At 31.3% G+C, this 18,797-nt stretch carries 23 protein-coding genes; 14 read left to right on the top strand and 9 right to left on the bottom strand.

Annotated elements, in window-relative coordinates; all coding sequences use genetic code 11:
* Nucleotides 1-77 precede the first annotated feature (77 nt).
* Nucleotides 78-488: an Hsp20/alpha crystallin family protein gene (locus tag AC1EUY_RS12940; protein ID WP_480195969.1), complete on the top strand. Its 411-nt coding sequence runs from the start codon at nucleotides 78-80 to the stop codon at nucleotides 486-488.
* 53 nt (nucleotides 489-541) lie between these two features.
* On the opposite strand, the gene AC1EUY_RS12935 is transcribed toward AC1EUY_RS12940, so the two are convergent.
* A complete protein-coding gene (locus AC1EUY_RS12935; protein WP_480195968.1) occupies nucleotides 542-1,255 on the bottom strand; it encodes a CAP domain-containing protein in 714 nt (237 codons plus the stop codon).
* A gap of 95 nt (nucleotides 1,256-1,350) precedes the next feature.
* Between AC1EUY_RS12935 and AC1EUY_RS12930 the strand changes: the two genes are divergently transcribed.
* The gene (locus AC1EUY_RS12930) at nucleotides 1,351-1,746 is read left to right on the top strand and encodes a PDZ domain-containing protein (protein ID WP_480195967.1); all 396 of its coding nucleotides are present in this window, start codon (nucleotides 1,351-1,353) and stop codon (nucleotides 1,744-1,746) included.
* An 11-nt stretch (nucleotides 1,747-1,757) separates the two neighbouring features.
* Nucleotides 1,758-2,129 (top strand): PDZ domain-containing protein, encoded by a 372-nt coding sequence (locus AC1EUY_RS12925; RefSeq protein WP_480195966.1) that lies wholly within the window; start codon nucleotides 1,758-1,760, stop codon nucleotides 2,127-2,129.
* Between the two features lies 1 nt (nucleotide 2,130).
* On the opposite strand, the gene AC1EUY_RS12920 is transcribed toward AC1EUY_RS12925, so the two are convergent.
* Complete coding sequence (locus AC1EUY_RS12920) at nucleotides 2,131-3,057, bottom strand: alpha/beta fold hydrolase (protein ID WP_480195965.1); 927 nt, start codon at nucleotides 3,055-3,057, stop codon at nucleotides 2,131-2,133.
* Between the two features lie 82 nt (nucleotides 3,058-3,139).
* On the opposite strand from AC1EUY_RS12920, the gene AC1EUY_RS12915 reads away from it, so the two are divergent.
* Nucleotides 3,140-3,640, top strand: a complete 501-nt coding sequence (locus tag AC1EUY_RS12915) for a SixA phosphatase family protein (RefSeq protein ID WP_480195964.1) — start codon at nucleotides 3,140-3,142, stop codon at nucleotides 3,638-3,640.
* On the opposite strand, the gene AC1EUY_RS12910 is transcribed toward AC1EUY_RS12915, so the two are convergent.
* Together AC1EUY_RS12910 and AC1EUY_RS12905 are read right to left on the bottom strand one after the other, a co-directional pair.
* The gene (locus tag AC1EUY_RS12910; protein WP_480195963.1) at nucleotides 3,637-4,050 is read right to left on the bottom strand and encodes a DUF6691 family protein; all 414 of its coding nucleotides are present in this window, start codon (nucleotides 4,048-4,050) and stop codon (nucleotides 3,637-3,639) included. The two genes, AC1EUY_RS12915 and AC1EUY_RS12910, sit on opposite strands and share 4 nt — an antisense overlap.
* Before the next feature lie 3 nt (nucleotides 4,051-4,053).
* A complete protein-coding gene (locus AC1EUY_RS12905; RefSeq protein ID WP_480195962.1) occupies nucleotides 4,054-4,611 on the bottom strand; it encodes a YeeE/YedE family protein in 558 nt (185 codons plus the stop codon).
* A 74-nt stretch (nucleotides 4,612-4,685) separates the two neighbouring features.
* On the opposite strand from AC1EUY_RS12905, the gene smpB reads away from it, so the two are divergent.
* From smpB to AC1EUY_RS12880, 5 genes are all read left to right on the top strand, one after another.
* The gene (gene smpB / locus AC1EUY_RS12900) at nucleotides 4,686-5,144 is read left to right on the top strand and encodes an SsrA-binding protein SmpB (RefSeq protein ID WP_480195961.1); all 459 of its coding nucleotides are present in this window, start codon (nucleotides 4,686-4,688) and stop codon (nucleotides 5,142-5,144) included.
* Complete coding sequence (locus tag AC1EUY_RS12895) at nucleotides 5,141-6,070, top strand: geranylgeranylglycerol-phosphate geranylgeranyltransferase (protein ID WP_480195960.1); 930 nt, start codon at nucleotides 5,141-5,143, stop codon at nucleotides 6,068-6,070. Before smpB ends, AC1EUY_RS12895 begins: the two co-directional genes overlap by 4 nt.
* Nucleotides 6,060-6,641, top strand: coding sequence for a Maf-like protein (locus AC1EUY_RS12890; protein ID WP_480195959.1), 582 nt, complete (start codon nucleotides 6,060-6,062; stop codon nucleotides 6,639-6,641). The genes AC1EUY_RS12895 and AC1EUY_RS12890 overlap by 11 nt, the downstream gene beginning before the upstream one ends.
* A 50-nt stretch (nucleotides 6,642-6,691) precedes the next feature.
* Nucleotides 6,692-7,645, top strand: a complete 954-nt coding sequence (locus tag AC1EUY_RS12885; protein ID WP_480195958.1) for a transketolase family protein — start codon at nucleotides 6,692-6,694, stop codon at nucleotides 7,643-7,645.
* A gap of 74 nt (nucleotides 7,646-7,719) precedes the next feature.
* Nucleotides 7,720-8,343, top strand: a complete 624-nt coding sequence (locus tag AC1EUY_RS12880) for an outer membrane beta-barrel protein (protein WP_480195957.1) — start codon at nucleotides 7,720-7,722, stop codon at nucleotides 8,341-8,343.
* Nucleotides 8,344-8,751: 408 nt separating this feature from the next.
* Here the strand turns inward: AC1EUY_RS12880 and AC1EUY_RS12875 are convergent, their stop codons facing one another.
* The 4 genes from AC1EUY_RS12875 to AC1EUY_RS12860 form a co-directional block, all read right to left on the bottom strand.
* A complete protein-coding gene (locus tag AC1EUY_RS12875) occupies nucleotides 8,752-9,717 on the bottom strand; it encodes an FKBP-type peptidyl-prolyl cis-trans isomerase (protein WP_480195956.1) in 966 nt (321 codons plus the stop codon).
* A 69-nt stretch (nucleotides 9,718-9,786) separates the two neighbouring features.
* Nucleotides 9,787-11,556 (bottom strand): translational GTPase TypA, encoded by a 1,770-nt coding sequence (gene typA, locus AC1EUY_RS12870; RefSeq protein WP_480195955.1) that lies wholly within the window; start codon nucleotides 11,554-11,556, stop codon nucleotides 9,787-9,789.
* A gap of 80 nt (nucleotides 11,557-11,636) precedes the next feature.
* Nucleotides 11,637-11,918, bottom strand: coding sequence for an LETM1 domain-containing protein (locus tag AC1EUY_RS12865; protein WP_480195954.1), 282 nt, complete (start codon nucleotides 11,916-11,918; stop codon nucleotides 11,637-11,639).
* A 2-nt stretch (nucleotides 11,919-11,920) separates the two neighbouring features.
* Nucleotides 11,921-13,084 carry a proline dehydrogenase family protein gene (locus tag AC1EUY_RS12860; RefSeq protein WP_480195953.1) on the bottom strand — a complete coding sequence of 388 codons (1,164 nt, stop codon included), beginning with the start codon at nucleotides 13,082-13,084 and terminating at the stop codon, nucleotides 11,921-11,923.
* 82 nt (nucleotides 13,085-13,166) lie between these two features.
* On the opposite strand from AC1EUY_RS12860, the gene aroB reads away from it, so the two are divergent.
* Entirely contained in the window at nucleotides 13,167-14,231 is a 1,065-nt protein-coding gene (aroB, locus tag AC1EUY_RS12855; RefSeq protein ID WP_480195952.1) for a 3-dehydroquinate synthase, read from the top strand.
* Here aroB and bshA read toward each other — a convergent pair.
* The gene (gene bshA / locus AC1EUY_RS12850) at nucleotides 14,212-15,369 is read right to left on the bottom strand and encodes an N-acetyl-alpha-D-glucosaminyl L-malate synthase BshA (RefSeq protein WP_480195951.1); all 1,158 of its coding nucleotides are present in this window, start codon (nucleotides 15,367-15,369) and stop codon (nucleotides 14,212-14,214) included. The two genes, aroB and bshA, sit on opposite strands and share 20 nt — an antisense overlap.
* 77 nt (nucleotides 15,370-15,446) lie before the next feature.
* Here bshA and AC1EUY_RS12845 point away from each other — a divergent pair, with 77 nt between their 5' ends.
* The 4 genes from AC1EUY_RS12845 to AC1EUY_RS12830 form a co-directional block, all read left to right on the top strand.
* Complete coding sequence (locus AC1EUY_RS12845; RefSeq protein WP_480195950.1) at nucleotides 15,447-16,073, top strand: NUDIX hydrolase; 627 nt, start codon at nucleotides 15,447-15,449, stop codon at nucleotides 16,071-16,073.
* A gap of 37 nt (nucleotides 16,074-16,110) precedes the next feature.
* Nucleotides 16,111-16,932 (top strand): lysophospholipid acyltransferase family protein, encoded by an 822-nt coding sequence (locus tag AC1EUY_RS12840; protein WP_480195949.1) that lies wholly within the window; start codon nucleotides 16,111-16,113, stop codon nucleotides 16,930-16,932.
* Nucleotides 16,933-17,012: 80 nt separating this feature from the next.
* The gene (locus AC1EUY_RS12835) at nucleotides 17,013-17,966 is read left to right on the top strand and encodes a LysR substrate-binding domain-containing protein (protein WP_480195948.1); all 954 of its coding nucleotides are present in this window, start codon (nucleotides 17,013-17,015) and stop codon (nucleotides 17,964-17,966) included.
* 159 nt (nucleotides 17,967-18,125) lie between these two features.
* Nucleotides 18,126-18,797: DUF2911 domain-containing protein (locus tag AC1EUY_RS12830; RefSeq protein ID WP_480195947.1), on the top strand; the 672-nt coding region annotated here is incomplete at its 3' end.

The following is an 18,797-nucleotide window of genomic DNA, read 5'->3' as shown; positions in this document are numbered from 1 at the left end:
CATTAAAAATTGATTGGTATTCTATTTGCAACTGGATAGTAAATAATTAATAGAATATCAATTTAAAATATAAAATTATGTTAGTAAAAAAATCAAATTATCCATTTTTTCCAACGTTGGTTGACGATATTTTTAGAGACTTCTCTAAAACCAATAGTACGCTTCCAGCGGTAAATATTAAAGAAGATTCAACGTCATTTTTAGTTGAAGTTGCCATACCAGGTTTAGCAAAAGAAGATATTAAAATAGATGTTGAGAATAATATATTGACTATATCTTCTGAAAAGAAAGTAGAAAATGAAGAAACCAAAGATAATTATACACGTAAAGAGTATAGCTATCAATCATTTAAAAGAAGTTTTAACCTTCCTAAAGACATAGTAAATAGCGAAGCTATTTCAGCTAATTATAAGAATGGTGAATTAATTATCTCTGTTCCTAAAGTTGAAAAAGTTGAGCCTAAAGCAAAACTTATTGAGATTCAATAAGTGATTAGTTAAGCTAATTAAGATGAACCGCTCTCAAAGGGGCGGTTTTTAGTTTAATATTTAACTATTTTATGACCTCTAATGTTATTATCAAGGTATAAAAAATAGACTCCTGTAGTCAAATTGCTAATATCTACCGTTAAAATATTCTCAATAAGATCTTTATTTTTTTGATATACGATTTGCCCTGTCATAGAAATTAGCCTTACTTGAGTTTCCTTACCAGTATAATTTTTTAATTGTAAGTTAAATTTATCTTTTACAGGATTAGGATACACATTCACAATTACTTCTTCAGAATACTCTTCATTCGATAAAGTTGTATCACCTACTCCAAATACTTGTGTCCAATAGTAACCATAGGTTGAGCTACTATCATAAGCGCGGCCTATTCCCATTTCATTAACACCACTATTTAGCATATTATTTAAATGACCACTACTATTTTTCCATTGGTTAAATGTAGCTTGTGCGGTAGCATTACCTGCTGCAATATTTTCTCCTCTAGGAGATCCTACGTAGCCTGCCGCAACTGCTCTTTGAGAAAAATTAGAATTGTTTAAACCTGTGTGACTGAAATAATTATTAGATGCCATTTCTTGTGAATGATTAAATGCGGCCTGATTCAAAAACGCATTGAGTTGAACAGGATGTAACCCTCTATCTTGTCGAAGTTCATTAACAAGGTTAAGCATTTCTTGCTCTAAAGATTGACTGTAGAACAGTTGCCCTATAAATAATACACAAAAAGTTAAAAGTATTCTCATCTCTAATTATAATTCATTCTTATTTTAATAATATAAGTAAAGGAGCGTATATTTTAAAAGAGTTCTTAGTATCTTTAGTTCAAGATTTTAATACAATGATGCATAAGAACACATATTTATTAACGCTTTTACTAGTTATTTATTCTTGTGGATCAACCTCTTCTACTTCAAAACAACAAAATAATTCTAAAGAAAATCTAAATTTAGCCAAACAAAAGTTTGGCATCGAAATTGTTGATATTACCAAAGAAATTAGAGATGATTCTGGGTTAAGCCATGGTGTACTTATTACTTATGTGTATGCTTTTTATCCAGCAAGTAAAGCAGGTATTAAAAAAGGAGACATTATAATAACACTCGATAAAAATAACGTACTAACACTAGAAGATTTCAACAAAATTCTAAAAGGGTATAAATACAAATATGGACAAGTAACCTTAGGAATTTCAAGAGATAATCAAATACAAAAAGTTAAAATATATTTAGAATAAAAATAATACCAATGAAAAAAGTAGTATTTACAATTATGCTTGCAGTTATAACATTTAATCTTACAACTGCGCAAGAAATGAAAATAAAAGAAAATAAAAAGTGGAAATTTGGTTTGCATTTCAATAATTTAAACGACCATCAAAAAGCATTTAATGCAGAAACCACAGGCGTAATTATTAATAAAGTTTCGAAAAATCATCCTGGTGAAGCTGCTGGCGTTCAAGTTGGTGATATCTTAACACATATAGATACTGTAGCAATTAAAGATCAAGATCATTGTGTGCAAGTAATGAAAGATTTTGATACTTCAAAGGGTTCAGCAATGTTTAAAATTATCCGCAATGGTGTCAACATGGATTTAAAAGTAATTTTTAAAGAATAATTTACTTAGCAAAATTCAATACTAATTTTAAAATTTCGTCAGTTGCCTCTTCTTGTATATAATGTTTAGCATTAATTACATGAATGTTTTCTGGTTTAATTTTTAAATCTTTCACAACCTCATCTTGCATTGGGTTCCAAAGAAGCATTTCATCATGTTTTCCCCAAATAACCATTACGGGTATATCAATGTTTTTAAGTATTTCTCTGTAATCAGGTAATGCATTACATGTACTAGAGAAAAAAGTATATAATGAATTGGTTTTTCCTTCTAACAATGGTTTTCTATAGCCTTCAATATCATTTCCGTTAAGGTTATTTTCCATTAAAGCATTTTTAAACAACTTTTTCATTATCGTTCTATTGGTGAGCTTGCTTCGATAGAAACTCATAGAAAGTTTTGTAAAAGTACCGCGCTCAAATCGCATTGGTGGATTAAAACCTGTTTCATAAATAATAGAATTTAGAACAACTAATTTACTAATTCTATCGGGTGCAAGTTTAAAAAGCTCCCAGGTCCATAAACCTCCTGCATCATGAAATATATGCATCCAATGTCTAATCTTTAAATGATCCATTAAAGCTAGGAATCGTCTGCCATGAGCTTGTGGGCTATATAAGTCATATCCCTTAGGCGAATCACTAGAACCAAAGCCTAACATGTCTGGTGCAATTACACGGTAATTTTGTAAAACTAAACTATCTATCATTTTGCGATATAGCCATCCAGAAGTAGGTACACCGTGTAATAAAACAATCACCTCACCTTCTCCTCTATCTATATATTTGATGACTCCATCATTAGATTTAAATGATTTTTGCTGTTTTCTAAAATCTGAATATGTGGGTTTATTTGTATCGATAGTATTAAATTTAGATTTACAAGAGCATATTACCAATATCAGCAATAGCAAATAGAAATTTTTCATATGTAGTTGATTGATTTTTATAAAAGTAAGAAAATATTGCTATAACGTACATCTTTATGTATTTTTGATTAAAATACTTTTTATGAAAAAGCTTATTCTAGTTGTTCTATTATTACTATCCTATTCTGGGATAGCACAAGAGATTGAAAAATCTACGTATTTTTTAGTGCGTCATGCAGAAAAAGATAGATCTGATACTGAAAATAAAAACCCTAACCTTACAGAAAAAGGATTAGAACGCGCAATAAAATGGAGTGAACTTTTATCAGATTACGGAATTAATGCGATATATGCTACAGAATATAATCGCACTCAACAAACAGCAAAACCCACGGCTGAAAAATTAGAACTAGAAATAAAGAGTTATCATCCGTTCAAAATAGATTTCGAAAATTTCCTAAAAGAAACTAAAGGCAAAAACGTATTTGTGGTTGGTCATAGCAATACTATTCCGTTTTTTGCAAATAAACTAATAGGCAAAGATATCTATGAGCAAATGAAAGACGATGATAATGCTAGTTTATATATTGTTACTATTGAAGGAGAAAATATTTCTTATGTTGTGATTACAACGAAAGATTAATGCGATAATTTATCTCTTAACAATCCATAGATAAAAGTTCCTAAAACGGCGAAGAAAATTACAATTAAAATTGACCAATAACCAGCTCCAAACAAGGCAAATATTGGTCCAGGGCATGCCCCTATAAGTGCCCATCCTAGGCCAAAGATAATTCCACCATATAAGTATCTCTTAATACTCTTGTCTTTTGATTCTATTACAATCTCTTCACCATAAAATGATTTAATTGAAAACCGTTTTATCACTTGTACGATCAGAACACCTAAAAATATTGATGTACCAATAATACCATACATATGAAAAGATTCAAATCGAAACATTTCATAAATACGAAACCACGACGCCGCTTCCGATTTTAGTAAGGTAATACCAAACAAAATTCCAATAAGTAAGTATCCAAGTATTCTCATTGATTAAAAAATTATAGGAAAAAGAATATGAACCATAAACATTCCTCCTATAAAAAAGCCAATAACGGCAAATAATGAAGGTAGCTGTAAATTACTTAATCCTGAAATCGCATGACCAGAAGTACAACCTCCAGCATAACGCGTTCCGAATCCCACTAATAATCCGCCAATAGCAAGTATTACTAATGTTTTTAAATTAGTAAATACATTACCTGAAAACAATTTATCAGGCAAATATGTTGTACCAGCATCCATAAAACCTAAATTATTCAAATTCTTTACGGTAACTGGATTAATGGCTACGGCTTTCATATCCATCATAAAATTACTTGCGATAAAACCACCAATTATAATTCCCAGCAAAACGATTAAATTCCACTTTTGCGCCTTCCAGTCAAATTTAAAAAAAGAAGATCTTTGTCCTGCTCCACAAATGGCACATAGAGTTCGCAAATTTGAGGAGATACCTAAGTTTTTATTCATTAGCAACAGCAACAGCATAACTAAGGCAATCATTATTCCCGAAAAATACCAGGGCCAAGGTTCAAAAATTAAATTCATTATCTTAAATAATTGAGCTACAAACATAAAAAAGATTAATGATTTACTATTAAATTTAACTAGTTTTGTGCTCAATGCAACCCAAAATTAATATACAAAATAAAAAAGCCCGTTTTGAGTATGAAATACTCGATAAATACGTTGCTGGCATTGTCTTAACGGGCACTGAAATCAAATCGGTTAGAGCCAGTAAAGCACGTATTACCGAGAGTTTTTGTGAATTCAATGATAAAGGTGAGCTTTTCGCGATCAATATGTATATTGAAGAATATATTAATGGTAATGTGTATAACCATAAACCTAAGAGTGAACGTAAACTGCTTTTAAACAAACGAGAATTAAAAAAACTAAGAAAGGAGATTCAAAATGTGGGATTGACGATTGTTCCATTACGATTATTCTTAACAGATAAAGGTTGGGCCAAGTTAGAAATCGCTTTATGTAAAGGTAAAAAGTTACATGATAAACGTGAATCTATGAAAGATCGTGATAATAAACGTACGCTGGCACGCATCAAAAAGAATTTTTCATGAATATAAGTGCATTTTTTCAATTAATACGTTGGAAAAATTTAGTAATGATAGCACTTATACAGTTATTGTTTCGCTATGTGTATTTTCCTACTTTTAATATTGCAATTAGCTTAAATAACTTTCAGTTTTTTCTATTAATTATGGCCACTTTATGTATTGCAGCTGGAGGGAATATCATCAATGACATTAATGATTTAAAAGCTGATATTATTAATAAGCCTTCAAAAATTTTAATTACAAGTCCAGCTATAAAAAAGAAAGCATATAATCTTTATTATATATTAAATTTTATGGGGTTTGCCTTGGGCTTATATGTGTCATATACAATAAATAGACTTTCTTTTGTGGGTATTTTTATAATGACAGCATTGTTACTCCAAACCTATTCAACATTTTTAAAGAAAAAACCACTTATTGGCAATTTAGTAGTTGCATTATTAATCTCTTTAAGTGTTTTGATTGTTGGCATATTTGATGTTATACCTGCGATTACAGAAGAAAATGGTTTGCAACAATATCTTGCATTTTATAGTTTACTTGATTATGCTGTATTTGCATTGATGTTTAATTTTTTACGAGAGATGGTAAAAGATATTGAAGATGTAAATGGAGATTTATCTATGAATATGCATACATTGCCTCTTCTTATCGGAAGAAAAAGAACGCGAAATGTAATTTTTATAATTTCTTTTATTCCATTAATACTAGTCACATTTTATACATTCGATAATTTCTCAAAATTACCAATAGTCTTAGCGTATATGCTCATTGTAGTAATGCTACCTTTTTTGCATTTTATGAGTAAACTTTTATATGCTAAAAAAAAATCAGATTACAGATATCTAAGTAGGTTATTAAAATTAATTATGCTATTAGGAATACTGTCTATACTTATAATTGCTATTTCAATTCATTATGCTGAATAAAAAGTTAGAAAAACACAATATTATATTAGCTTCAAGTTCGCCTAGGCGACAACAATTTTTAAAAGATCTAAATATAGATTTTATAGTCAAAACGAAAGATACCGAGGAAGATTATCCTAAATACTTACATGGTAGTGAGATCACTAACTATTTAGCAGAGCTAAAAACCGCAGCATTTAACAACGAGTTGAAAGATAAAGATCTCTTAATTACGGCTGATACTATTGTTCGTTTTCACGGAAAAGTATTAGGTAAACCTAGCGATGAAAATGATGCAAAAAATATGCTAAGACAATTATCAGGACATGTTCATGAGGTAATCTCATCTGTTACACTCACATCAAACAAACAACAAAAAACTTTTAATGATACCACATTGGTTCACTTTAAGGAGTTAAATGAAGAAGAAATAAACTTCTATGTTGATAACTATAAACCTTATGATAAAGCTGGTGCCTACGGAATTCAAGAGTGGTTAGGTTTTATTGCTGTAGAAAAAATAGAAGGTAGTTTTTATAATGTTATGGGGTTTCCTGTTCATAAGTTCTATAAAGAAATTATAGATTTTTAAGTAAGAATTTTTGACAAATAGTATTTTTGCGCAACTAGATAATACAACACATGAAAAAATATACTTTTACTGAAAAAAAAGATACCCGTTCTGGCTTTGGAGCTGGTTTAACAGAGCTTGGAAAAACAAATGAAAACGTTGTTGCTCTTTGTGCTGATTTGATTGGTTCATTAAAAATGGATGCGTTTAAAAAGAATCACCCCGAGCGTTTTTTTCAAGTAGGTATTGCAGAAGCAAACATGATGGGTATTGCCGCTGGATTAACCATTGGAGGTAAAATACCGTTTACAGGAACCTTTGCAAACTTTTCTACAGGAAGAGTGTATGACCAAATACGTCAATCAATAGCCTATTCTGACAAGAATGTTAAAATATGTGCTAGTCACGCAGGATTAACTTTAGGAGAAGATGGTGCTACACATCAAATATTAGAAGATATAGGCTTGATGAAAATGTTACCAGGTATGACAGTTATCAATCCGTGCGACTATAACCAAACGAAGGCTGCTACGTTGGCCATTGCAGATCATCATGGCCCAGTATATTTACGTTTTGGTCGCCCAAAAGTACCTGTATTTATGCCTGAAGATCAAAAATTTGAGATCGGTAAAGCCATTCAGTTAACCGAGGGCAATGATGTGACTATTATTGCAACTGGTCATTTAGTTTGGGAAGCTTTACAAGCATCAGAAGAATTAGAGGAAAAAGGTATTTCTGCCGAAGTGATAAATATTCATACTATAAAACCTTTAGATACAGAAGCTATTTTAAAATCTGTAATAAAAACAAGTTGTGTTGTTACCTGTGAAGAGCATAATTATTACGGAGGTTTAGGAGAAAGTGTAGCGAGAGTTTTGGCAGAGAACAATCCAACTCCCCAAGAATTTATTGCCACTCAAGATACGTTTGGCGAGTCTGGTACGCCAGAGCAATTAATGAAAAAGTATGGTTTAAATGCCGATGCTATTGTTAAGGCCGTAGAAAAAGTAATGAAAAGAAAATAATCTTTTAACATTTATCAACCTTGCTTGGCATTACTTTTGGTTAATTTTAAGAATTAACGAAAAAATCATTTATCATGAGAAAAGTATTTTTAACAATACTAACCCTTACCTTAGTTAATTTTTCATTTTCACAGATTGATTTTGGGGCTAAAGCAGGTCTTAACTACAATTTTGGTGGTGACCTCTCTGAAGTTCCAGATGGAATTGCTAATAGCTTTAATAATGCAATTATTGGAGCAGATGACAAAGCTGGATTCCATGTTGGTCTTTGGGCTAAAATAAATGTAGTGGGTCTGTATATTAGACCAGAATTAGTTTATACCGAGTTAAACAATTCGTATATCAGTAATCCTGATAATTTTGATACCGACTTTAAAACACGAAAAATTGATGTTCCAGTACTAATTGGTGCTAAATTGGTTGGTCCACTTCATGTATTTGGCGGGCCTGCATTCTCATTTATTTCGTCTTCTAATTTTGATGGTGAAGAAATACGAAATATTAGTACGCGAGACTTTACAGCTGGTCTTCAATTAGGAGCTGGATTAGAGCTTGGAAAATTAGGTTTAGATGTACGATGGGAAAAAGGTTTTAATAATGACCTTGATGGTGAATTCTTGAATACGGGTATTAATGTTGATAATAGACCCAATCAAATTATATTCGGATTATCGTATCAGTTTACTAACAAAAATTAAAAGTTAATAAAAGTATTGATTTTAAAGACCTCGCTCACATGAGGTCTTTTTTTATTAGTAAAGTCATATTTATATTACCAAATTAAAATCAAATTGATTATCTGTAATGAGTCATAAAAGGTGTTCGTCAATCTGAACTTGTTTCAGGTTCTCATTGTAAATACTTGATTTATTGAATGATGAGATTTCGAAATTAATTCGGAATGACGCTTTAAAAATATACTTATGACATAAAACGGACATACTAAAATAAAGATCTCAGCAATATCTATTTTCAAGCAATCTGTCTTTATATGATGATTATGAATCGGTAATTATGCATTGCGAAGCTCATACTAAGACCTGATCAGCGAATATCTAAGAATTAGAAAGAAAAAAAGCTTTGAAAATTTTCAAAGCCTTTTTATATTAATTTGTATCAGGATCTAGATAATCTACAATTCCGTCACCATCTCGATCTTGGGTTTTACTTTCATCTCTAGTAAGCCTACCATCACCATCGTCGTCAGTATCTAAATAATTTGGTATTCCGTCACCATCAGTGTCATCATTCAAAGGGTTTCCATCTCCATTAATATCTTCATTAATTGTTAAAACTCCATCATTTTCATCATCTGTATCTGCAAAATTTGGTGTTCTATCTTCATCTGTATCATCATCAAAAGCTTCTCCATCTCCATCAATATCTTCATCACTATTTATAATTCCATCATTGTCATTGTCAGCAACAACAGTTAGTCCCATATTTACATGAAATATTAAAGGAGAATTTGCAGGAATATCACCGTTTGGAAAATTACGATATCCTATACCTGATGGAAAAATAAAAAAACCCTTACCAGTATTCTTAAAATTTATTGGACCATCTACTATTGGATCATTTTTCCCTCCAGCAAAATATTGCATCCCTTCTCTAAAGCCTAATATAAGACCTGTTGCATTGTATAGAGGAAACCAACCGAAAAGATCTAATCTATCAAATTCTTCAGAATCATCCAATAAAACTCCTTGATATTTTACTAAAACAGAATCAAGTTTTGTTACCTTTTCTCCTTGTATTCCTTCTACAAATTCATAACTATACATCAAATAGTCTATATTATTAAAGGCTATATTATGGGGTTTTAATTTATCATCATCAAATAATGAAATAACATTTTCACCTGATGTGATAGTGTCTATAAGTCCAAAACTTTCGTTTTCAGTTGGAGGAATATAATGATGTGTTTTTAGATAGGTTTCTATTCTATCTTTGTCAAGAACTGCTTGTGCTGCATGATCAAAATCATCTCCTCCATCTCCATCATCATCGTTATTACAAGCAACATAGGCAAAAGCTATGAATAGCAATAATATTATTTCTCTTAACTTCATACGTCTTAAAATTTCGTGGCAATTTACAATTTTATACTCTTTATTATTAGATAATCTTTTGTTAAAAAATTACCTAAAATCTATTTTGCGCATACGTAAACTTTGCGGCGTTACTTCTAAGTATTCATCATCTTTAATATACTCCATACATTCTTCTAATGAAAAATCTATTTTTGGAAATATTTTAGCAGCATCATCGGCACCCGAACTACGAACATTGGTTAACTTTTTTCCTTTAATTAAATTAACTGCCATATCCTCTTGTTTGGCATTTTCACCTACAACCTGTCCTTTATAAATTTCTTGATTTGGGTCTATAAAAAACTTTCCTCTATCTTGCAGACGGTCAATTGCATAAGCGGTTGCTTTTCCTGCTTCAGAACTTACAATAGCACCATTAACAACTTCACTAAATTCTCCTTTAAAAGCATCATATCCTCTCAACCGGTGGTTGATAATAGCTTCCCCTTGCGTAGCTGTTAATAATTTATTACGTAAACCAATTAAACCACGTGATGGAATATCAAATTCTAAATGTTGTAAATCTCCTTTTGGTTCCATTACTTGTAAATCTCCTTTACGCATGGTAACCAAGTTAATAGCTTTACTGGCTAATTCTTCAGGCACATCAATTACCAATGTTTCGTAAGGTTCACATTTTACACCATCAATTTCTTTTATAATTACTTGTGGGCGACCTACTTGTAACTCATACCCTTCTCTTCGCATGGTCTCTATAAGTACCGATAAGTGTAAAATACCACGACCAAATACGTTGAATTTATCTTCTGTATCTGTATCTTCTACGCGTAAAGCTAAATTTTTCTCGGTTTCTTTATACAAACGATCTCTTAGGTGACGAGAGGTTACAAATTTGCCTTCTTTTCCAAAAAATGGAGAGTTATTTATGGTGAATAACATACTCATCGTTGGCTTATCTACTTCAATTCGCGGTAAGGCTTCGGGATTTTCTACATCGGCAATCGTATCACCAATATCGAAACCCTCAATACCTGTAATAGCACAAATATCGCCACTACGCACTTTAGAAACTTTCGCTTTACCCATTCCTTCAAAAACATGTAGCTCTTTAATACGCACCTTTTTTGTAGAGCCATCTGACTTGCAAAGCATATAATCTTTATTCTCTTCTAAATCACCTCTAAACACACGACCAATAGCAATTCTTCCTGTAAAAGAAGAAAAATCTAACGAAGTAATTTGCATTTGCGAATCTCCTTCTCTGTAAGGCGCTTCTGGTATCGAAGCTACTACTGCATCTAATAAAGGCACAATATCAGTAGTGGGTTGCTGCCAATCGGTACTCATCCAACCATTTTTTGCAGAGCCATAAATAGTAACAAAGTCTAGTTGCTCTTCTGTTGCATCTAAGGCAAACATTAAATCAAATACCTTTTCATGTACCAGATCGGGTGTGCAATTTTCTTTATCTACTTTATTCACCACTACTATTGGAGTTAAACCTAACTCTAAGGCTTTACCTAATACAAAACGTGTTTGCGGCATAGGGCCTTCAAAAGCATCTACTAATAATAAAACACCGTCAGCCATTTTTAATACACGTTCTACTTCACCACCAAAATCGGCGTGACCAGGAGTATCGATTACATTTATTTTTATTCCTTTATAATTAACCGATACATTTTTAGATAAAATGGTAATACCTCGCTCTCGTTCGAGATCATTATTGTCTAATAATAAGTCTTTACGTTCTTTACGATCATCTAATATTTTAGCTTGATCGATTATCTTATCGACTAAGGTTGTTTTACCGTGGTCAACGTGGGCTATAATAGCTATATTTCTTATGGATTGCATGCGTTTCTTTTAAAGCGGCAAAAGTAGTTTAAAAAGTTGGAAGAATACTATCGAATTACCATTATTTGATTGCTGTAAAATTACGCTTCGTCCTGAAAAGCACTAGGTAATATATCTGGAATTAATTTAATAAGTAATGGCAGTAATAAAGCACCTCCTGGTAACATAAAAACAGCAAAAGCAGGAATTGCTTTGCAGATATCTAACAATTGTATTTTTATCTTTTCCTTTTCTTGCTCAGAGAGCGAAGTATGTGTTGCCTTTTTAATTAAAGAAACAGCCTCTTTACTTTGTGCTAATTCTTTTTGCAAACGTTTTTTATTCTTTTGAATAAGTTCTTTTATTTCTTCTTGAGTAGTCATTTTTAAAGCTTTCGACGTTTACGCTCGGTTTTAAGTAAGCTTAATTCTCTACTTGTTTGTCCAGCTACTGAAGTATTTTCTTCAGCTCTTCTAATTAGGTATGGCATTACATCACGAACAGGCCCAAAAGGAAGATACTTAGCTACATTGTATCCTTCTTTAGCTAAATTAAAACTTATATGATCACTCATACCATAAAGCTGACCGAACCATAAACGTTTATCATTTTTAAGAATATCTTTCTGTTTGGCCAATTCTATCAATTTATAAGAACTTTCTTCATTATGTGTGCCTGCAAACAATGCTAAGCGATCATAATCCATAAAGAACTTAATGGCTTCATTATAATTATTGTCTGTGGCTTGTTTATCCTTACAAATTGGGGAAACATATCCTTTTTCTTTAGCTCTGTTTCTTTCCTTTTCCATATAAGCTCCACGAACAACTTTCATACCTATAAAATAATCCTTTTCTTGCGCTCTTTTATATAATTTCTTAAGATAATCCATACGGTCGTGACGATACATTTGTAACGTATTAAATACTATAGCTCTATCTTTATTATACTTTTGCATCATCAATTCAACTAAATCATCAGCTGCACCTTGCATCCAACTTTCTTCAGCATCAATTAATAATGGAACATTTTTATCGTAAGCAGCTTTGCATACTGTGTCGAAACGTTGAATAACTGTTTTCCATTCTTCTTCCTCTTCATGTGTTAGTGTCTTTCCTTCAGTCAATTTTTGATATAAAGCAAAACGACCAAATCCTGTAGGTTTAAAAACCGCAAACGGAATACTATCTTTCTCTTCAGCAAAATCTATACTCGTTAATACTTTTTGCATGGCAAAATCAAATTGCTCGTCTGTCTGCTTGCCTTCAACAGAATAATCTAATACTGAATGTACATTCTTAATATACATTTTAGCAATCGCAGGTAAACAATCTTCTTCACTAATACCGCCACAGAAATGGTCAAATACAGAAGCTCTTATTAAATGTTCAACGGGCATATGTGCTTTTAACGCAAAATTGGTGATAGCAGTTCCAATACGTACTAAAGGCTCACTTTGTATCATTTTAAAAAGAAAATAGGCTCTTTCTAACTCAGTGTCAGTTTTTAACGCAAAAGCCGTTTCTGTATCTTCAAAAATTCGTTGCATGTAATCAATGTTTTCACAAATATAACTACTCACCCTATTTTTTTTCAATAAATTCGCCTTTTATTTATAAGCAATTTTGACTTTGAACGCTATAGCATCTACCAGTTATACTATCTATTTTAACGGAGAAGGATATCAAAACCTTCAATCGTATCTATCAGAAAATCATTTTTCAAAAATCTTTGTTTTAGTAGATTCAAATACCAAAGAGAAATGTTTACCAAATTTTATTGAAAATATCTCCGATAACTTTAACTTTAACATACTCACAATTGAAGATGGAGAAGTACACAAGAATATTGATACTTGTCTAAAAGTATGGAATGAATTAACAGTATTAGAAGCAGATAGAAAAAGCTTACTTATAAACTTAGGTGGAGGCATGGTTACTGACCTTGGTGGGTTTGTAGCTTCTACGTATAAGAGAGGAATAAAGTTTATTAATATTCCAACAACTCTTCTTAGCATGGTAGATGCTTCAGTAGGTAGTAAAACGGGTATTGATTTAGGAAGTTTAAAAAATTTAATCGGTTTGTTTAGCGATCCTGAAATGGTTTTGATTGATGAAAATTTTCTAGCAACCATGCCAAGTCGTGAATTAAAATCAGGTTATGCCGAAATTATTAAATATGGGTTGTCTTATGATAAAAATTTATACAATGAGATTATTCATGATGACGTTTTAGAAAATAACTTACCTTCTGTGATTTATCGTTCTATTTTAATTAAAAATGACATAGTACTTAAAGACTTAAAGGAGAATAATTTACGTAAGATCTTAAATTTTGGACACACAGCAGGACATGCCATAGAATCTTTTTATTTAAAACAGAAAGATTTAGAGCCTCTTACCCATGGTGAAGCTATAGCTATTGGTATGATTATAGAATCTTACATTTCGCATAAACTATTTGACTTTAAAATAAAGGAAGTTGAAATATTAAGAGAGAAAGTATTACAAATTTATGGTAGAGTTCATATTAAAAAAGAGTATTACACAAATATTCTAGAACTTATGAAACACGATAAAAAGAATGTGAATGGTGAAGTAAAATTTGTACTACTTGAGGCTATTGGTAATTATAAAATCGATTGCTCAGCACCTCAGAATATTATTACTGAAGCCATTAATTATTACAATTCGTAGTAGTCTTTTGTTTCTTTTTATATACTTTTCTATAAATTGCTTCATAAGAAGGTAATATATCTTCAAGTGAAAATTGCTTGGCGAAATCTTGTGCATTTTTTTTGAATAGCTGTAATTTATTTTCATCTTCAAGAATTCGCATCGCATTATCAGCCATTTCATTAGTATCTCCAATTCCACTTAAAAATCCTGTTTTTCCTTGAATATTTACCTCTGGTAATCCTCCCGTATTTGTTGATATTACAGGTGTACCTGCTGCCATAGCTTCTAATGCCGCTAAACCGAAACTTTCAGTTTCAGATGGTAATAAAAATAGATCAGAATAACATAAAACGCTTGCTACTTCAACACTATTGCCTAAAAAGAGTACCTTATCAGAAATCCCCAATTGTTCAACCTGTAATTCAGCTTCATACTTATCAGGCCCATCACCTATCATTAATAGTTTGGAAGGAATTTTAGATTGTATTTTTGAAAATATTTCAATTACATCAGGAATTCTTTTTACAGGTCTAAAATTGCTTATATGAGAAATTATTTTTTCATCAGATCTTGCCAAAGTTGTTCGTTTACATTCTTCACCATCCTTTAGAGCATATTTTTCAAAGTCAATAAAATTATAAATAACATTTATTTTCTTTTCAACATCAAACAGGCGTAAGGTATCCTCACGTAAACTATTAGAAACAGCTGTTACTGCATCAGATTTATTAATACTAAATTCTACGGCTTGCTTGTAATTAGGGTGACTACCCACCAAAGTAATATCAGTACCATGCAGTGTAGTAATAATTGGCATGTTAATACCTTTTTGCTTTAGCATTTGTTTGGCCATATAAGCTGCATAAGCATGCGGTATTGCGTAATGTACATGTAAGACTTCTAAACCATATTGAGAAACTACTTCAACAAGTTTACTTGACAATGCTAATTCATAGGGTTGAAATCGAAATAATGGATATTCTTCAACGAAAACTTCATGAAAAAAGATATTTTTTGAGAGGGCTTTTAATCTTACTGGCTGATTATACGTTATAAAATGAACTTCATGTCCTTTTTCAGCAAGCCCGATACCGAGTTCAGTTGCTACTACTCCACTACCTCCAAAAGTTGGATAACAAACAATGCCAATTTTCATATATTACATTTCATCTATTTGTCGTTAAAGTATTTAATTACTTTCACTATTTTGCACTTGTAAATTTAAACTAATTAATGGATTTCAATTCGTTTTTAACACAACTTTCGTCTATTAAAAACAAGCCTTTGGGTGGTGTAACATCACAATTTAAAATGGTTCCAGAAATACGTTTAAAATTTGATGAAGAAAGTATAAAAAGAAGAAATCCGAGAGAATCGGCCGTAATGGCTTTGTTTTATCCTAATAAAAGAGAAGAAACTCATTTTTTACTTATTAAAAGACCGAATTATAATGGTACTCATTCTGGTCAGATTAGTCTCCCAGGAGGAAAGCAAGAGGAAGTTGATACTAATCTTTTGGAAACTAGTTTACGAGAAACCTATGAAGAATCTGGTGTTAAAACAACAGATATAAAGGTTGTAAGAGAACTCTCGAAAACGTATATACCACCAAGCAATTTTTGGGTAACTCCTTTTTTAGGATATGTAAATAAAACTCCAAATTTTATTGATAATGAAGAAGTTGAAAAATTTATAGAAGTAAGTCTTGATGATCTCTTAGATGAGAAATCTCTTGTATTAAGAACACTAAGCACTTCATATATGAAAAATGTTAAGGTACCATGTTTTAATTTAAACAATCAAATAGTTTGGGGAGCTACTGCTATGATCTTAAGTGAACTCAAAGATCTGCTAAAATGATTTACTTTCGTAAGTTTGTACTACAACTCAAATCTATATGAAACTATTTAAGCAAGATCCTTTTGGAAATGCTTTATTTATAAAAAGATTCTTAATTCAAACGTTAGGACTTATTTCTCATCGCCGTTATCGAGGTTTTAATAAATTACAAATAGAGGGTTCAGATATTTTAAGGAAGCTTCCAGAAAATGGTGTTCTTTTTGTTTCAAATCACCAAACGTATTTTGCTGATGTAGCCGCAATGATGCATGTTTTTAATGCTGCTTTAAGCGGAAGAGATGACTCTATTAAAAATATAGGATATTTATGGAAGCCTAAATTAAACCTATATTATGTAGCAGCGCTTGAAACTATGAAATCTGGCATTTTACCTAAAATATTTGCTTATACCGGATCAATTTCAATAGAAAGAACTTGGCGTAGTAAAGGAGAAGAAATAAATCGACAGGTAAAAATGTCTGATATAAATAGTATTGGTAAGGCATTAAATGATGGCTGGGTAATCACATTTCCTCAAGGTACAACTACCCCATTCAAGCCTATAAGGAGAGGAACTGCACATATAATTAAACAAAATAAACCGATCGTAGTCCCAATTGTTATTGATGGTTTTAGAAGAGCCTTTGATAAAAAAGGATTAATGATTAAAAAACGTAACGTTTTACAATCGATGGTTATTAAAGAGCCTTTAGAAATAGATTATGAAAACGATTCTGTTGAAAAAATAGTTGAACAATTACAATTTGCTATAGAACAGCATCCTTCGCTTTTAAAAGTAATTTCTCCAGAAGAATATGCAACACAAGAGGCAAAACTTAATGAGCAAAGGCAATTCTGGAATTTTAGTAATAACGATTAGATCTAATTTTTCATTTAGTAAGTTTATTTTATATAAATTTTATTGATAGTTTTTGTAATTTTATCATTTAAATTTATGTAATGACAATTACCCAATTAAAATATGCCTTAGCTGTAGCTGAATATAGAAATTTTACCACTGCTTCAGAGAAATGCTTTGTAACACAACCCACACTTAGCATGCAAATACAAAAGCTTGAAGAAGAATTAGGCATTACTATATTTAATAGAAAGAAAAAACCTATTGCAATCACTCCTATAGGAGAGAGAATAATTCAGCAGGCTAAAGTTATTGTTGATGAAAGTAATAGAATCAATGACATTGTAGATCAGCAAAAAGGGTTTATTGGTGGTGAGTTTAAATTAGGAATAATCCCAACAGTAACTCCTACATTATTACCGCTCTTTCTTAAAAATTTTATTAAAAAATATCCTAAGGTTAATTTAATTATTGAAGAACTTACAACTGAAGAAATTCTTAAAAAATTGACCGACGGTCATTTAGATGTGGGTATAGCTGCTACACCTTTAGAAGACAGTAATATTAAAGAAAGAGTACTTTATTATGAACCCTTTGTAGGTTTTTTAAATGAAAACCATCGACTTTCAAAAAAAACAAGAATAAATATTGATGATCTTGATGTTAACGACATTTTATTATTGGAAGACGGTCATTGTTTTAAGGATAGTGTTTTAAATCTCTGTAAGACTTTAAAAACAGATGATACAGAACAGTTTAAATTACAAAGCGGGAGTTTTAATACGTTATTAAAATTAGCTAAAGAGAATTTTGGTATGACGCTAATACCTTATTTACAAACTTTAGATCTAAATGAACGTGATAGTATGTTATTAAAAGAGTTCGAAACTCCAGTACCTGCAAGAGAAATAGCACTTATTTACCATAAATCTCAATTAAAAATGCAATTAATTGAAGCATTAAAAGATACTATAGATGGTGTTATCAGAGGAGTTATTGCTTTTAACGATGTGAAAATAATTAGCCCACTATCAAAAACAAAAGAGGTCGTCTAAAAATTACTTTTTAGGCGACCTCTTTAATTTAATATTTCTCAAAAAAGTTTAACATAGTTATAACTAGTGTAAAATAAACGAATAAGTATCTTGATCCAAGGTAAAATCGAACTTCACTCTAAAATAGTTCAACCTAATATTAACGTAAACCAAACTATTATGAAACAATTAAGTAGAAAAAACTTGCTATGTCTTTTCTTTATTACAACAATATTATTTTTCACCGCTCCGATTGAGGCACAACTTAACACGCCCAGAGGTAGTCAAATGGCAACTGTAAAGCAACGCGTAGGTATTACTGATATTTATATTACATATTCTAGACCTAAAGTTAATAACAGAGAAATTTGGGGCAAGTTAGTACCATATGGTATGAATAACTTAGGTTTTGGTACTGCTAAAGAATCTCCTTGGCGTGCTGGTGCTAATGAAAATACCGTTATTAAATTTACACATGATGTTACCTTAGAAGGAACACCCGTAAAAGCGGGTAAGTATGGCTTACACATGGTTCTACATGAAAATGGAAAAGCAGATATTATCTTATCAAAAAACAATGCTGCTTGGGGTAGCTATTTCTATAAACCTGAAGAAGATGTAGCCAAAGTTACAGTAGCTACGAAAGAAGTTCCCCATCATGAATTGTTAACCTACGAATTTATAGATGTACAGCCTAATGAAACTACAGCAGCTTTAGTATGGGAAAAGAAAGAAATTCCTTTTAAAATAGAAGTAGATGTTCATGCCATTGTATTAGCAGATATACGTAAACAAATGCAAAGTCAGCCAGGATTTAATCGTCAAAATTGGGAGCAAGCTGCTAATTATGCT

The organism is Maritimimonas sp. 2210JD6-3 (assembly GCF_056591795.1).
The sequence above is the reverse complement of the archived record's forward strand: the minus strand, read 5'-3'. Positions and strand labels throughout refer to the sequence as shown.